Here is a 15,219-nt window from a genome sequence, read left to right as displayed (position 1 = left end):
GGCCCGCCGTACCTGCTCAGACCATCGCCGCGAGGCGGGCCTTCACCTCGTTCACCGAGGGGTTGGTGACCGCCGTCCCGTCGGGGAACACGACGGTCGCTCGCATGGATGACTTCGACATCCTGGCGTGTTGGAAGATCGACCGCCTATCCCGCCGGACTCTTCACTCGTACAACCTGGTGAAGGTACTCAAGGACGCAGGGAAGCGCGTCAAGGCCACGAACGACGACATCGACCCCATGTCCAAGACGGGAGAGCTGATTTGGTTCGTGATGTCTTGGCTCGCTGAAGGCGAGCTTGAAGCCATCGCAACCAGGAACAAGGCCAATCACGTCTACATGATTGCCACCGGACAGTGGCGTGGCGGCGTGCCACCCTTCGGCTACGAGCCCGACCCGGAGACCAAGCGGCTCAGGGTTGTCCCGAGTGAACAGGCGATCGTGGAACGGATGGTAAATGACATCCTGCCTGGGAAGGCTTCCCCGGGCGACGTGGCCGATTGGCTGAATGCCGAAGGCGTCAGACCCCGCAAGGCTGAGCGCTGGTCGGCCAATACGGTTCGCGCGCTACTCAAAAGCCCTGTCCTGATCGGCCAGTACCAGACGCGCACGGCTGAAGTGGTCCGAGATCAGGAAACGGGACTCCCTGTCCAGCGGGCCGAACCGCTCATAAGCGTTGAGGACTTCCTGAGACTCAAGGGTGTCCTTCAGGAACGAACCTCGGGTAAGACGAGCCACCGCAAGAACGTGACGCCGTTGCTGGGTGTCGCGTTCTGCGCGGAATGTCAGGCTCCGCTCTACACGACAGAGGGCTACTACAGATGCCAGACCCGAGGATGCGCATCCAAGCGCATCCGGGTCGAAAGGCTTCACGAGGAGACAGAGAAAGCCCTCCTCATCCTGTACGGGGATCAGATGATCTATCGCACCGTACGCACCCCGGGCCAGGACCATGCGGCCGACATAGCCGAGGCCGAACGGGCGTTGGAGGAACTACAGGAAGACCGCGCGGCCGGTCTCTACAAGGGGGAGCGTGGAACAGCACGCTTTCGAGCCATGTACGCCAAGCTTGAGGAGAGGCTGGAGCGCCTTGAATCGCTGCCCAGTCGTCCAGCTCAGATGACTCACGAACCGACAGGAAAGACCGTTCGGCAAGAGTGGGAGTATCGGGACTGGCCGCAGCGTGGGGCGATGCTACGCGACGCGGGCCTGAGAGTCCTTTTCAAGGACACCAGCCCCGGAAGGGGGCTCAAGGACCCGCTCGTTTACGTCACGGGGACCGACCTTTCGAAGGAGGCGCAGTCACTCACAGGCAATCCGGTCCTGGTTCTTGAGCCAGCCGAACTTGGATATCTCAAGATCGGGACTGCTCACCCGGTTGGTCGAGTTCCCCCGTTGATTAGCTCTGGCCGTAACTGAGCCAGCGGATACCCAAGCCCCAACTCGCGGCACCGGTCGCGAGTCTGGGGCTTTCGTCGTTTCGCCTTGGCCCCCCTGTCTGCACAAGCTCGTGGCGGGACGTGATCTTCGACACAGCCCGCCCCCCTTTCTCAAGTTCTGATGTGTTCTCCGTTGTCCTCAAGTGTTTTAGGTCTTCGCTGGACACCTCCTTCGTGCCATCCATGGGGCCGTGCAGTAGTCGGAAGCGCGGACGCTGGCTAGCCTTCCTTCTACGTGACCAAGATCTCGGCCTAGCCGGATGCTCGGGCACAGCAAACAAGCGACACGACAAGGGGAGAGGGGCGTGGAGGAAGTAGAGGGCGGCAAGTTCTTCGTCAGCGATCAGGAGCTAGAGGATCTGGTCATCGCGGAAGCCGACCAAGCATGATCAACCCGGCTTCGTCCTTCAGTCGCCGAAGCTCCACGCCGCGCCTTGGACGGTCTGGCTCGCCTTGCTGATTGTCGTCCGGGCTGAGCGTTCAGTTGAATAGATCAGCTCAGTCCAGGAGCGTAGACCGACTGTTGCTTCCTGGTGAACCGGTCGAGGTCCAGGCGAACGCCTGTCAGTGCCTCAACGGTTGCCAGTGCAGTCTCCCAGTCAGGGTAGGGCGTAGCGGGTGTCACCCCCGCCTCATCATCGGCCTTCATCCGCGCTCCCAGCGCCCGCAAGGCTCCCAGATGGTCATCGAGCGCGGCGGGGTCCTGGCCGAAGCACTCCAGGGAATGAGGGAACGAGTGCATGTTCACCGATGTGACGAGAACGCCGTCGGCCGCATAGAACAGCTCGTGGGCGTTGTTGACAAGCCACCAGAAGCCCCATGCCTGCGCGTTCTCGGTCAGTCGGGCCCAGATGTCTGGATCGCTGGGATAGGCGTTCTGCGCCAGCACGATCACACCATGGTCGCTATGTTCCAGGACGACGTGTTCCCCCAGCTCCAGCACCGTGCCGGGACTCGCGGCGTGGGGGTCGGCCGCCAGTCGGCGTGCGACATCGGCGACCGTTAGGGGCTCTCCGTGCCCTCGCACTACCATCCAGAACATCGCGTCGTTGATGTAGGGGTCTACTCGACCCAGATCCTGACGGAGCTGCACGTAGTAGTTGATCATTTCGGGCGTGACCGGGCTCATGCTCTCCCCTCTCGCATGGTGGAGACGACAGGGTAGCGGCCGGTTCCGACATTTCCGATCAAGCACGGTGACCATTGGCCTTGAGAGATGTTGGCCGTCTACCTGGAGAAATCCTGGCCGTGAGCCAGGATGCTCATGGCCTTGCATCAGGAGAACTTCATGTCCGTCTACACTGGCAACAGCCGTTGGCCTAGACAAGGCAAAGCCCCGGCTCTGGAACACGCCAAGCCGGGGCAGCTCTGCACTACCCCAGGGACGCTGCGGCCTCAAGTAGGCGCTTGATCTGGGCGACGGGCGGATTGGTCAGTACCGTGCGACCGTTCGGGGAATCTACAACAACCGTTGGTACGGTCTGGTTGCCGTTGTTGACGCTCATCACGAACTCCGCCGCGGCGGGGTCGCGCTCGATGTCGACCGTTTCGTAAGCGATGCCCTCGCGGGTGAGCTGGCTCTTGAGCCGCTTGCAGGGACCGCACCAGGTGGTGGTGTAGACGGTGAGCGCCATGAAGCAATCCTTCCGGGTTCAAATGAAGGCCAAAGAGCGCAACAACCTGGAGGGCGCGGGTAATCCCCGGGTCAGCTCGACAGTCGCTCCTCGATCCACTTCTGCACGCGCTCGGCGACCCCCGGCTCCCGGTACAGCGGCGCGCTGTGCGAGATGCCGGGCTCGGTGAAGACCGTCATCTTCACCCCGACCTGGCCGAGCATGTCCTTCAGCAGCAGGCTCTGCGCCGCGGGCACGAACTCGTCGTCGGAGTGCACGGTCAGCATCGGCGCGTCCTTCTTGCTGGCGTGCCACGGCACCTCCATCGAGGCCCACACGCGCGAGCACTTGCCCTTGGGCTCGCAGCCGCCCGCCAGCCTGATGGCGGCGTCGCGCAGCTTGACGCGGTTGGGGTCGGTGGAGTCGGCGCCGTCGGTGTAGGCGCGCAGCGGCGAGATCACGGGCGAGACGCCGACGACGCCCTTGAGGCCCTGGAGGGTGCCGTCGCCGTACGTGCCGACGGCGGCGGCGATGTGGCCGCCCGCGGAGAAGCCGACGACCACGTAGTTGTTGGGGTCGAAGTTCCAGCGCTCGGCGTGCCTGCGGGCGGTGGCGATGGCGTCGAAGGCGTCGGTGCGCTGCGCCGGCCAGGGCGCCTCGGTGGACAGCCGGTAGTTGAGGTTGAAGACCGTGTAGCCGAGCTCGACGTAGCTGCGGGTGATCTCGGTCATGTACTTCTTGTCGCCGCCCGACCACCAGCCGCCGTGGATGAGGAAGACCGCGGGGTGCTTGGAGTAGTCAGGCGTCCACCAGATGTCCATGGCCTGGCGCTTGCCGGGGCCGTACGAGACGGTCTCGAACGTCGTGCCGCCCAGCGCGTCGCCGTACGAGGGGGACGGATCCTTCGACGCGTGCGCCGCTCCTGGGATCAACGCGACGGCAGCGAGAACACTCGCGATCACCGCAGCTCGCACGGGCCTTCCTTTCCCCATGATTCGGTCGGGCCCCATTGTGGGGGAAATGACCTACTTTTCGCATCTCAGCGATGAAGAAACAGGTGACGGCGGCATGTTGCCAGAATGGCGCAGGCCCCCGCCACCTGCTGCGAGGATGTTTCATGTGATGACAGGCGACGACGTTCTGGCCGGGCTCGACCCTGAGCAGCGCGCCGTGGCCGAGGCCGTCCGCGGCCCGGTCTGCGTGCTCGCCGGGGCCGGCACCGGCAAGACCAGAGCGATCACCCATCGCATCGCCCACGCCGTGCACACAGGGGTGGTCGACGCGCAGGGCGTGCTCGCGGTGACCTTCACCACACGGGCGGCAGGCGAGCTGCGGCAGCGGCTGCGCCGGCTCGGCGCGCCGGGCGTGCAGGCGCGCACCTTCCACGCCGCCGCGCTGCGCCAGCTCACCTACTTCTGGCCCAAGGTGATCGGCGGATCCGCGCCGGCGGTGATCGAGTCGAAGCTGCCGCTGCTCGTCGAGGCCTCCCGGCAGATCCGCCGCGGCCGCGACCGCTCGGAGCTGCGCGACATCGCATCGGAGATCGAGTGGGCCAAGGTCACCCAGATCGGCCCTGAGGACTACGTCGCCGCCGCGGCCAAGGCCCACCGCTCACCGCCCGCCGCCGCCGACGAGATCGCCGCCCTCTACGAGGCCTACGAACGGCTGCGCCGTGAGCGTCACCTGGTCGACTTCGAGACGATCCTCGAGCTGACCGCCGCGGTGATGACCGAGCACGCCGACGTCGCCCACCAGATCCGCCAGCAGTACCGCTACTTCGTCGTCGACGAGTACCAGGACGTCAACCCGCTGCAGAAGCTCCTGCTCGACACCTGGCTCGGCGGGCGCGACGACCTGTGCGTGGTCGGCGACCCCAACCAGACGATCTACTCCTTCACCGGCGCGACCCCCCGTTACCTCACCGGGTTCGCCGTGGAGTACCCGAACGCCTCGGTGATCAAGCTCGTCCGCGACTACCGCTCCACGCCCGAGGTCGTCGGCCTGGCCAACCTCGTGATCGCCAAGGCCAGGAGCCCCCACCGCCTCGATCTCGTCGCCCAGCGCCCCCAGGGGCCCGCGCCCACCTTCACCGAGCACGACGACGAGCCCGCCGAGGCCGCCGGCATCGCCCGCGCGATCAGGAAACTGATCGACAAGGGGGTGCCGCCCAGGGAGATCGCTGTCCTGTTCCGCGTCAACGCCCAGTCCGAGGCCTACGAGGAAGCCCTCGCCAAGGCCGGCATCCCGTACCTCGTGCGCGGCGCCGACCGCTTCTTCGAGCGTCCCGAGGTACGGCGGGCGGTGGTCCTGCTGCGCGGCGCGGCCCGCTCCGCCTCGGGCGAGCCCCTGGCGCAGGAGGTTCACAGCATCCTGGGCGGCATCGGCCTCACCCCCGTCCCGCCCGGCGGCGGCAAGGCCCGCGAGGAGTGGGAGTCGCTGCGCGCCCTCGCCGACCTGGCCGAGGACATGGCCGCCGAGGGCGGCGACCTGCCCGCCCTCGTCACCGAACTCGAACGCCGCGCCACCGAACAGCACGCGCCGCCGGTCGAGGGCGTCACCCTCGCCTCCCTCCACGCGGCCAAGGGTCTGGAATGGGACGCGGTGTTCCTCGTCGGGCTGACCGACGGGATGATGCCGATCATCTACGCCGAGACACCCGAACAGATCGAGGAGGAACGCCGCCTCCTCTACGTCGGCATCACCCGCGCCCGCGAGCACCTCGGCCTGTCCTGGGCCCTGGCCCGGGCACCCGGCGGGCGCAAGGGCCGCCGCCCCTCCCGTTTCCTCGACGGCCTCACCGGGCGGCCTCCTCGCTCCTCCTCATCCCCCGGTACGGCTACCGCCGGGCCCCGCCGCTCGGTCGCCGCGCCGGTCAACTGCCGGGTGTGCGGCAAGACGCTGGTGGCCGCGGCCGAGCAGAAGCTGGGCCGGTGCGCGACCTGCCCGTCCGACTACGACGAGGCGCTGCTGGAGGCGCTGAAGGCGTGGCGCACGGCGATGGCCAAGGAGGGGAAGGTGCCGCCGTACGTGGTGTTCACCGACGTCACCCTGCAGGCCATCGCCGAACGGGCGCCGCGCAGCGAGCAGGAACTGCTGTCGATCGCGGGGATCGGGAAGGTCAAACTCGACCGGTACGGCGCCGCCGTCCTCGACATCTGCCGCACCCACACCTGACCCCGCCTGACCTCATCGCCCGGACGGTCCCGTGACCTTCCCCACACAAGACGGTCAGCGGCTCGCCCGCAGGAGGCCGCTCACCCGCCGAGAGCCACGCACCTCCGCCCTTGGTACGCCCACAGGGCCGGACCTGCACCGCAGGAGGTGACTGCGCGTGCCGATGGCCTCCTAGGGGGAGGTTCGCCGCAGGAGGCGGTCGGTTCCGTGGTTGAGGTCACTCGGGCCTTCAGGGGTGGACGGCCTCCTGGGGAGACCTTCGCCACAGGAGAAGGCCGGTCCCGCGCCTCCAAGGCGCCGTCCGGTCGCGAAGGCCGGTTCGAGGCATGGGGTTGGGATGGGGGATGCCCCGGGGCACTGCCACGGCACCGGTCCCGTCACACTAGGTTGGGATGGCTTCAGCCATAGGAGGGACCCATCGTGAACGAAGCGCTCAAGGAGTTGCTCGACCTGCTCGACCTGGAGCAGATCGAGCTCGACATCTTCCGCGGGCGGAGCCCCGAAGAGCGCATCCAACGGGTCTTCGGCGGCCAGGTCGCGGCGCAGGCGCTCGTCGCCGCGGGCCGTACCGTCCCCAAGGACCGTAACGTGCACTCCCTGCACGCCTACTTCATCCGCCCCGGCGACCCGTCGATCCCGATCGTCTACAACGTCGAGCGGGTCAGGGACGGCAGGTCCTTCACCACCCGCCGGGTCGTCGCCGTCCAGCACGGCAAGGCGATCTTCACGATGTCCGCCTCGTTCCACATCCACGAGGAGGGCGTCCACCACCAGGCCGCGGTGATGCCGCAGGTCCAGGCGCCCGAGATGTTGCCGACGTTCCAGTCGCGCATGCTGGAGCTCGTGGGCGACGACTCGCAGTGGAAGGAGTGGCTGGCCCGCCCCCGGCCGGTCGACGCCCGCTACGTCTCGCCGCTGACCTGGGAGGCCTACAAGGATCCGTCGCTGCGCAGCGCCGAGAACAACGTGTGGTTCCGCTACGACGCCGACCTTCCTGACGACCCGCTGCTGCACGTCGTCCTGGCCGCGTACGCCTCGGACTTCACGCTCGTCGACACCGTCCTCCTGGCTCACGGACTCGCCTGGGGTGCCTCGAACGTCAGCGGCGCCTCGCTCGACCACGCCATGTGGTTCCACCGTCCCTTCAGGGCCGACGAGTGGCTGCTCTACGCTCAGGAGTCCCCATGGTCCGGAGGGGCGCGCGGCCTGGCGAGGGGTCAGATGTTCACCTCGTCGGGAGACCTGGCGGTGTCGGTGGTTCAGGAGTGCATGATTCGCGTGGCAGACTCGTAACACCGCAGGTAGAAAATGTGTTGCCCCTTCCCGGCTTTCCGGTTTAGGGTCATGGTCAAGCGAGTCGGACGGTCCTGTCCGACGATCACAGATGGAGGTGAGCCCGGTGAGGAACATGACTGAAATGTCGGCCACGCAGTGGCTCGCTTCCGCATGCCGTGACTCGGTCAGGCTCGCCAGTGGCCTGGCCAAGGTCCGACGGGACAAGTCTGCCCGTAGCCAGCTCGTGTTCCACGCAGGCTACGGCGCAGCCGTTGCCCAGGGCGCCCCCGCCTACGTCGCGGGCGCCGACGTGCCGACCCCTCAGATCACCAAGGGTGGACTGCGCGGTCCGCAACCCTGGAGGGATGACCCGGTCATAACCTGACCGGCAGTCAAGCCTCCAGGCCGCGGATCCGCAGACAGGATCCGCGGCCTTCTTGTTTGTCCGTGATCCCCCGACCCACGAGGTACCAGACCAAGAACAACCGAAGGAGACAGCAGATGGGGGCCCAGACGATCATGGACCTGATCGACGAAGCCAAGATCCCCTGTCGTACCGACCCCGACCTGTGGTTCGCCGAGTCGCCCGACGACGTCGAGTTCGCGAAGACGCTCTGCGGCGGCTGCCCCATCCAGAAGGCCTGCCTGGCCCGCGCGCTCGAGCGCGAGGAGCCGTGGGGCGTCTGGGGCGGCGAGCTCATCCTCCGGGGAACGATCGTTCCCCGTAAGCGGCCTCGCGGGCGTCCGCGCAAGCACCCGGTCGCTGCCTGAAACCTCACATTCACCGCACCACAGAAAGCCGAGACATCCGATGAGCATCATCCCTGGTAGGAGCTTTGAAATGCCGTATATCTATCAAGAACTGGTCAATGACCGAATACAAACCCTCCACAAGGAGGCCGAGGAGTACCGGATGGTGTCCCGCTTCAAGCGCGTCCAGCGCGCGCGGCGTGACCTGCAGCGGGCCAACGACCGGCTGCGCAAGGCTCTCATCGCCCAGGGGTAGGTCGTGAGATCCTGCCGCCGGCGGAGGATCTCACGGTCTGACCTCACGTGAAAGGCCGGGTGCACACGATGCACCCGGCCTTTCGGCTGTCCCGGGCCCCACCCATCGGACCTCCGGGCATTGACCTCCACCCGACCCCTCCTGCAAAGCGGCCAGCCGGCGCCACGCCACGAGATGGCCTCATGGCGGATCAAGAGCTGTCAGTGGTCGCTCGGCCAGGGTGGGTCGAGAGCGACCGACGGTCCTGCGCTGATTTCGGGCGGCTGGTGGGCACGGCTGAGAGGTCCGCCGCAGAAGGGGTCAGTGGTTCCTCGTGCGAGGTCTCGACGGCCGGGTCGGCCGAGGGCCGCCGGTCCTGGGGTGACCCCAGGCGGTCGACGGGGTCGGCTGATGGCCTCGGGCGCGGGTCAACCCAGTGAGCGGCCGAACTCCCACGGATGGGGCGAATGACCGCCTGGAGCGCGGTGACCGTCGGTGAGACCGGTCCTCGCGCGGATGGGTCGGTGAGACCGGTCCTCGCGCGGATGGGTCGGTGAGACCGGTCGTCGCGTGGATGGGTCGGTGAGACCGGTCGTCGCGCGGATGGAGCGGGAGGACGGCCCGGGGATGGATCCTTGCGGGCGGCCGATGCCCGGCGGGTGGGGTGTTGACGGCCGGAGGAGCGGGCCGCCCGTGAGGGAGTGATCCCTGTTGGATGGGGCCGGCGAGGGGTGGGAGGAGCTGACGGTCCTGGTGCGGGTGAACCCTGGTGCGGGTCGCCCCCCGCGCGGGCAGGGGTGAGTCGGGAGACCCAAGTACGGGTGCGGTGAAGCCCGGCAGGCCAGTACGGCGGGCAGGTGTCAGCTGACGGCCTCGTCGGCGAAGCCCGGGACCCACCTGATGACCTCGTCTCGAAAGCGGGCCGTCGTGCCGAGCTGGCACAGCACCCCCACCCCCGCCGCGTGCACCCGGTGGATCAACACGTACGAGACCGGCAGGTTGAGCTGCCTGATCACGTTCGTCGGGCGCAGGTCGGTGGCGCTGGCCGCCTGCGCCTGCAGCCACTCCCTGCTGAACGTGAACTCCTCGACCGCTGTCGGCTCCACGTAGGGGGCCAGGAAGCCGCGCAGCGCCTCGACGTCGATCTCGATGTGCTCCTGGATGAAGCCCTCGTCACGCAGCCCGGTGACCACCGCGTCCATGTCGCCCTGGTTGAAGATGCGGGTCAGCTGCCCGAACACCGTGGGGTAGCCGTCAGGCATCCGGTTGACCGCGCCGAAGTCGAGGACGCCGAGCCTGCCGTCCGGCAGCATGCGGAAGTTGCCGGGGTGCGGGTCGGCGTGGAGCATGGCGACGCGGGCGGGGGAGCAGAACAGGAACCGCACGAACAGCAGTCCCGCCTTGTCGCGCTCCTCCTTGGTGCCGTCGGCGATGATGCGTGACAGCGGCGTGCCGTCCATCCACTCGGTGACCAGCACCTGCTCGTTGGCCGCCACGACGTCGGGCACGTAGAAGTCGGAGTCGTCGGCGAACGCCTGCGCGAAGGTGTGCTGCGCCTCGGCCTCGCGCAGGTAGTCGAGCTCCTCGGCGATGCGCTCGCGCAGCTCGGCCAGGACGGCCTTGATGTCGAGCCCGGGCAGCAGCGCCCCGAACAGCTTGCCGAGGCGGGCCATCTGGGCGAAGTCGCCGAGCAGCGCCTTGCCCGCGCCGGGATACTGGATCTTGACGGCGACCGTCCTGCCGTCGTGCCAGACCGCCTTGTGGACCTGCCCGATCGAGGCGGCGGCGGTCGGCCGGTCGTCGAAGGACCGGAAGTGGTCGCGCCAGTCGTCGCCCAGCTGCTCGGTCAGCACCTGGTGGACAGTGGCGGCGGGCAGCGGGGGAGCGGAGTCCTGCAGCTTGGTGAGGGTCGCGCGGTAGGGGCCGACGATCTCGGGCGGCAGCGCCGCCTCGAAGATGGACAGCGCCTGGCCGAGCTTCATCGCCCCGCCCTTGAGCTCCCCCAGCACCTTGAAGATCTGCTCGGCGGTGCGCTGCTGGATCTCCTGGGCGACCAGCTCGGCGGGCCGTCCGCCGATCCGCTTGCCGAGGCCCATGACGGTACGGCCGGCGAACCCGAGCGGAAGGGTCGCCAGCTTGGCGGAGCGCGCTACGGCGCGGCGCGGAAGATCACTCACCATGACGCGCGACGTCCCTGTTGGGACGGCGCTTCCCCCCTTCGTGGTCCCGGCCTGATGGGGCGCCAGGCCTTGCGTGTGGCCCGTCAATGGCAAGAGCCCGGCTCGACCATTGTTAGCGCACCTAGGTCGTTTCGCCAGCAACGACATTGTGGATGCACTGTCCAGGATCGGCGCTTCCACCGCCAATCAGGCAAAACATCCATTGTGCCGTTTGTCACAGCGCTGCTCCGGCCGTCGATGTGAGCAAGCGCATGGCCGGTCGCCGCTGCGGCGACCAGCGAGGACAGTGCGGAACCGCAGGCGATCTCACCGGCGGGGAATCCGCCGAGCCGGGCGGTGACGATCGGCCACGCAGGGTCACGGTCGCGCCGCGCGAGGTCCAGGCAGTGCAGGCACGAGGTCTCGCCCGGCAGTACCAAAGGACCGACGGAGCCGTGACCCTCGAAGGCGGCCGCGAGCAGGTGCGGGATCCTCATGGCGACCAGTTCGGACACCAGCACCGCGTCGAGTGGCCCGACGGGCGCCAGCACGACGAGATCCGGCCGCTGCGAGCCGTCGGACAGGTGCGGCCCGCCCGCGCGGGCATCCACCGAGGACTCCACCTCGCACACCCCCACACCCGCCGAGGACTCCGCCGCATGCGCCCTCGCACCGGCCGAGGACTCCGCCTCATGCGCCCTCGCACCGGCCGACAACCCCTGCCCACACGCGCACACTGCGGTCCGACGTGCCCCCGCCTGCACCGGGGATTCCGGGCCGCGCCTCCCCGACTCACCCGCCCTCGGGCCGCGTCCGGAAGAGGCCCCCGGCGCTCCCGTGCCGCGCCCCTCCGTGCCGCGCGCCCCCACATCCGAAGCCATCGCTCCGGCGTCCGAAGCGATCACTCCCGAAGCGCAGCCGCAGTCGACGGGAGCCACCGCAGGCACGGGGACACAGGCACGCCCGGCGGTGATCCGCCTGGCCACGGCGACCGCGCCCGCCTCCCGCGGCATCCCCAGCTCCGTCCAGCCGAGCCCGCCCGGCACCAGATCCTCCGGCCGGGCCGGCTCCGGGTCGATCACCCGCAGCTGCCCCACCCCCGAGGCCGCCAGCAGCGCGACGATCTGCGCCCCCACCCGCCCCGCGCCGTAGACCCGCACGCGTGCCTCACGCCGCCCCCGCATCGTCGCCAGCGCGCCGCCGGGCGTCGTGGCGGCCACGTCCAGCGCGTCGAGGTCGGGCCGCAGCCGGTCGCGCTCGGCGAGCGTGAGCCGCGCCAGCGGCGACGGCCGCACGGCCGCGTCGTCGAGCACCCCTCTGGCCGTGAGCGTGTCGAGCAGCGACCGGGCGCCCTCCTGCGACAGCCCCGCCGTGGCCGCCTCCCGCAGCACCTGTTCGATCTCCCTCGTCCCGTCGAGCCGGTCGAGCCACCGCTTCACCGACGGCGCGAGATCGCTCACCAGGACGGCGCTGCGCGGATGCACGCCGAACTGGAGGGTGCGCTCGTCGCGGAGGATCCGGCGCAGGACGGGTTTCACACGTGGCCTCATGGCGCGCAAGATTCCCACCGGGGAGCATGATCGTGGAGGGGTTTCCCGCCGCCTGTGGATAACCGGCGCCGGGCCCGCGGACGGCTGTGGATACTCTCTCCCAATGAACGAGCTCTTGATCGACCGGCACGACGACGGCGTCGTCCTGCTCACCCTCAACCGCCCTGACCGCCGCAACTCCATGACCGACGGCATGACCGCCGCATGGGCGGAGACGGTCGCCGCGCTCGCCGCCGACAGGGACGCCCGCTGCGTGGTGGTCACCGGCGAGGGCAGCGCCTTCTCCTCGGGCGGCGACCTGTCATGGCTGGCCGAGCGGGGCGACGAGACGGTTCCCGCGCTCCGCGACCGGATGCTCGCCTTCTACCGCACCTGGCTGTCGATCGCCCAGCTGGAGATCCCCACGATCGCCGCGGTCAACGGCCCAGCCGTCGGCGCGGGCCTGTGCGTGGCGCTGGCGTGCGATCTCGTCTACGCCGCCGACGACGCCAAGCTCCTGGCCCCGTTCACCACGCTCGGCCTGCACCCCGGCATGGCCGCCACGTATCTGCTGCCGAGCAGAGGAGGGCTCAACCTCGCGCGGGAACTCCTGCTGACCGGCAGGACCATCAGCGGCGCGGAGGCCGCGCGCGAAGGGCTCATCAACCGCGCGTTCCCGACGGCGGATCTTCTCCGGGAAACTCTCGAGATCGCGAGAAGCGTCGCGGCGAACGCTCCGATCGCGACGCGGCTGACCAAAATCGCCCTCAAGACCGCACACAATGACCTCGATGAAGCGCTCAAATGGGAGGCGCTGGCCCAGCCGGTCACGATGACCTCGAACGACATGCTTGAAGGCCTCGCCGCGCATCGGGAAAGGCGGGTGCCCAAATTCACCGGCTCTTAATCATGCTGACCAGCGAAAACAGCGGCTCACCCCCTGTGGAATTTCGCCATCGTCGGCTAACGTGCATATGTGTCCCCCGAGAGAGTCGAGGTCCGTCGAAGTTCTCGTCGCCGGCGTACGGTCTCCGCGTACCGCGACGGCGACAAGACGATCGTGCTCCTGCCCGCGTGGCTGAGCGGCGAGGACGCGGACGAATGGGTGAGCCGGATGCTCGATCGGCTGGCGGCCAAGGAGCAACGGCGACGTCCGACGGACGAAGGACTGCTCGAGAAGGCCGTCGAGCTGTCGGCGAGGTACCTCGACGGCAAGGCGCAGCCGGTGAGCGTCCGCTGGGTCGACAACCAGCAGCACAGGTGGGGCTCGTGCACCCCCGACAGCGGCACGATCAGGATCTCGACCCGGCTCAGGGGGCTGCCCGAGTGGGTCATCAACTACGTCATCATCCACGAACTCGTGCACCTGCTGGTGCCGAGCCACGGGCCCGATTTCTGGGCACTGGTCGAACAGTATCCCAAGGCGGAGCGGGCGCGCGGCTTCCTCGAAGGTTTCTCCGCCGCCGCCAGCACCACACCGGAGGAGTGTTGACCCGAGTCGTCGCCGTTCTGGTACGGCAAAGCATGGCGAATGCCGCGCCCGGCGATCCTCGCGAGTTCCTGGAAGCCATAGTCGAGGACACCTACGAGATCGTCGCGGGCCTCGAACTCGTCACACCGGTCCTCGTCACGAGCGTTCCCGCTTTGGATCATCTTTTGTGGCCCGGCACGGACATTATCCAGATAAATGAGGACACGCCGCTGAAGGACATCTTCAAGGCGATAAATGCTGATCAAGCGGCGATTGTGAGTGGAGACGCCCCCGATCTCCCGCCCCTGCTCATCGGAAAGTTGTTCCGCGAACTCGGCCGGGCCGCGCTGACCGTCTGCCCCGCCGAGCAGGGCGGCGCCGTCGCCGTAGCGGCCACTCTTCCCTTCCCCGGCTGGGCCGACCCCGACCTCGACGCCGACGACCCGGTGAAGCAGCTGCGCGCCCAGGCCCCCGGCCGCCGCATGGTCGCCACCACCCCCGGCTGGCACCGCCTGCGCACCAGAGCGGACCTCGACCGCCTCGACCCCGGCCTGGAGGGCTGGGACAACACCAGGGCACTCACGGCACGGTGAGACCGGCGAAGACCGCCCGGTGATCGGTGCCCGGCATGGTGTGCACGCTGACCTCGCGCACGCCCGCCCGCGAGTCGACGAGCACGTGGTCGATCGTGATGACCGGCGGGATCCGCTTGTTGGCCGGCCACGTCGGCACCAGACCCCGGCCGACCTCGTCGGCCGCGTCCTTGTAGCCCCGCCCGAGCAGCTCGCGCATCGCCGCGTGGTCGAGACTGGCGTTGAAGTCGCCCGCCAGCACCCGCACCACGTCGCCCGAGGCGGCGGGCAGTGCCCGCAGTGCAGCGTTCCAATCCCGGACCTGCGGGCCGAGCGGCGGAACGGGATGCACGGCCATCAGCTGGACGGGCTTGCCGCCGGGCAAGGCCAGCACGGCCAGCGGCATGTTGTTGCCGATCGGCGGAGCCTGGTCCCACACCTGCGTCAGCGGGTACTTCGCGTAGAGGCCGCTGCCGCCCGGGCCGTACTCGGCCTCCAGCACCCGGTACGGCATCACGTCCTTCAACCCCGCCGCGTCGAGCCGCTCGACCGCGTCGGGCGTGAGCTCCTGCGTGGACAGGACGTCGGGGTTCAGCCGCCGCACCAGCTCGACCACCGGTGCCGCCTCCGCCTCGCCGAACAACAGGTTCAGGGTGAGCACCCTGAGCGGCCTGCCCGCGGTGGCGTCCGCCGTACCGAGAGCCCTGGGCAGCACGCTGAAGCCAAGGGCGGCCGTCGTGACCAGGGCGACCGCGCAGGCCGCGCGGTTGCGGGAGGCCAGCGCGAGCAGGAGCGGGACCACGGAACCCGCGGCCGCGTACGGCGTGGCCGTCATGAGCTGCGTGGTGATCGAGCCTTGTTCGAGCCCGCCGACCCGGGCAGCCGCCCACAGGAGGAAGGGGATGACCGCGATCCACGCGAGTGTCCTGAACGGGAAGGCGCGACGCGCGGGCGTCACGATCGAGCCGCCGACCATGTCCACATAACCCCCTGTGTGAGGGGA

The 15,219-nt window shown here is 68.6% G+C and carries 14 protein-coding genes; 8 read left to right on the top strand and 6 right to left on the bottom strand.

The window, feature by feature from the left end:
• The first annotated feature begins 104 nt into the window (after nucleotides 1-104).
• Nucleotides 105-1,418, top strand: coding sequence for a recombinase family protein (locus tag ACWEVS_RS02750; RefSeq protein ID WP_452549608.1), 1,314 nt, complete (start codon nucleotides 105-107; stop codon nucleotides 1,416-1,418).
• A 513-nt stretch (nucleotides 1,419-1,931) separates the two neighbouring features.
• On the opposite strand, the gene ACWEVS_RS02745 is transcribed toward ACWEVS_RS02750, so the two are convergent.
• From ACWEVS_RS02745 to ACWEVS_RS02735, 3 genes are all read right to left on the bottom strand, one after another.
• Nucleotides 1,932-2,567 carry a hypothetical protein gene (locus ACWEVS_RS02745; RefSeq protein WP_452549606.1) on the bottom strand — a complete coding sequence of 212 codons (636 nt, stop codon included), beginning with the start codon at nucleotides 2,565-2,567 and terminating at the stop codon, nucleotides 1,932-1,934.
• 244 nt (nucleotides 2,568-2,811) lie between these two features.
• On the bottom strand, nucleotides 2,812-3,072 hold the full coding sequence (locus ACWEVS_RS02740; protein WP_449917635.1) for a mycoredoxin: 261 nt from the start codon (nucleotides 3,070-3,072) through the stop codon (nucleotides 2,812-2,814).
• A gap of 71 nt (nucleotides 3,073-3,143) precedes the next feature.
• Complete coding sequence (locus tag ACWEVS_RS02735) at nucleotides 3,144-4,025, bottom strand: alpha/beta hydrolase (protein WP_449917632.1); 882 nt, start codon at nucleotides 4,023-4,025, stop codon at nucleotides 3,144-3,146.
• A gap of 148 nt (nucleotides 4,026-4,173) precedes the next feature.
• Here ACWEVS_RS02735 and ACWEVS_RS02730 point away from each other — a divergent pair, with 148 nt between their 5' ends.
• From ACWEVS_RS02730 to ACWEVS_RS02715, 4 genes are all read left to right on the top strand, one after another.
• Complete coding sequence (locus ACWEVS_RS02730; RefSeq protein WP_452549604.1) at nucleotides 4,174-6,225, top strand: ATP-dependent DNA helicase UvrD2; 2,052 nt, start codon at nucleotides 4,174-4,176, stop codon at nucleotides 6,223-6,225.
• Nucleotides 6,226-6,645: 420 nt separating this feature from the next.
• Nucleotides 6,646-7,518 carry an acyl-CoA thioesterase gene (locus ACWEVS_RS02725; protein ID WP_449917627.1) on the top strand — a complete coding sequence of 291 codons (873 nt, stop codon included), beginning with the start codon at nucleotides 6,646-6,648 and terminating at the stop codon, nucleotides 7,516-7,518.
• Between the two features lie 483 nt (nucleotides 7,519-8,001).
• Nucleotides 8,002-8,271, top strand: coding sequence for a WhiB family transcriptional regulator (locus tag ACWEVS_RS02720; protein ID WP_449917625.1), 270 nt, complete (start codon nucleotides 8,002-8,004; stop codon nucleotides 8,269-8,271).
• A gap of 70 nt (nucleotides 8,272-8,341) precedes the next feature.
• Nucleotides 8,342-8,506 carry a hypothetical protein gene (locus ACWEVS_RS02715; protein WP_354905944.1) on the top strand — a complete coding sequence of 55 codons (165 nt, stop codon included), beginning with the start codon at nucleotides 8,342-8,344 and terminating at the stop codon, nucleotides 8,504-8,506.
• Between the two features lie 839 nt (nucleotides 8,507-9,345).
• Here the strand turns inward: ACWEVS_RS02715 and ACWEVS_RS02710 are convergent.
• Both ACWEVS_RS02710 and ACWEVS_RS02705 read right to left on the bottom strand, forming a co-directional pair.
• Complete coding sequence (locus tag ACWEVS_RS02710) at nucleotides 9,346-10,665, bottom strand: ABC1 kinase family protein (RefSeq protein WP_452549602.1); 1,320 nt, start codon at nucleotides 10,663-10,665, stop codon at nucleotides 9,346-9,348.
• 83 nt (nucleotides 10,666-10,748) lie between these two features.
• Nucleotides 10,749-12,194 carry a ThiF family adenylyltransferase gene (locus tag ACWEVS_RS02705; protein ID WP_452549600.1) on the bottom strand — a complete coding sequence of 482 codons (1,446 nt, stop codon included), beginning with the start codon at nucleotides 12,192-12,194 and terminating at the stop codon, nucleotides 10,749-10,751.
• 103 nt (nucleotides 12,195-12,297) lie between these two features.
• Here ACWEVS_RS02705 and ACWEVS_RS02700 point away from each other — a divergent pair, with 103 nt between their 5' ends.
• The 3 genes from ACWEVS_RS02700 (at nucleotide 12,298) to ACWEVS_RS02690 (ending at nucleotide 14,237) form a co-directional block, all read left to right on the top strand.
• Nucleotides 12,298-13,080, top strand: coding sequence for an enoyl-CoA hydratase/isomerase family protein (locus tag ACWEVS_RS02700; RefSeq protein ID WP_452549599.1), 783 nt, complete (start codon nucleotides 12,298-12,300; stop codon nucleotides 13,078-13,080).
• Between the two features lie 69 nt (nucleotides 13,081-13,149).
• Complete coding sequence (locus ACWEVS_RS02695) at nucleotides 13,150-13,665, top strand: M48 metallopeptidase family protein (RefSeq protein ID WP_354905949.1); 516 nt, start codon at nucleotides 13,150-13,152, stop codon at nucleotides 13,663-13,665.
• Nucleotides 13,662-14,237, top strand: a complete 576-nt coding sequence (locus tag ACWEVS_RS02690) for a DUF2064 domain-containing protein (RefSeq protein ID WP_449917612.1) — start codon at nucleotides 13,662-13,664, stop codon at nucleotides 14,235-14,237. The genes ACWEVS_RS02695 and ACWEVS_RS02690 overlap by 4 nt, the downstream gene beginning before the upstream one ends.
• Here ACWEVS_RS02690 and ACWEVS_RS02685 read toward each other — a convergent pair.
• Nucleotides 14,224-15,192 carry an endonuclease/exonuclease/phosphatase family protein gene (locus ACWEVS_RS02685; RefSeq protein ID WP_452549891.1) on the bottom strand — a complete coding sequence of 323 codons (969 nt, stop codon included), beginning with the start codon at nucleotides 15,190-15,192 and terminating at the stop codon, nucleotides 14,224-14,226. The two genes, ACWEVS_RS02690 and ACWEVS_RS02685, sit on opposite strands and share 14 nt — an antisense overlap.
• Nucleotides 15,193-15,219: the final 27 nt, after the last annotated feature.

This window comes from Nonomuraea sp. NPDC003754, assembly GCF_053605785.1.
The sequence above is the reverse complement of the archived record's forward strand: the minus strand, read 5'-3'. Positions and strand labels throughout refer to the sequence as shown.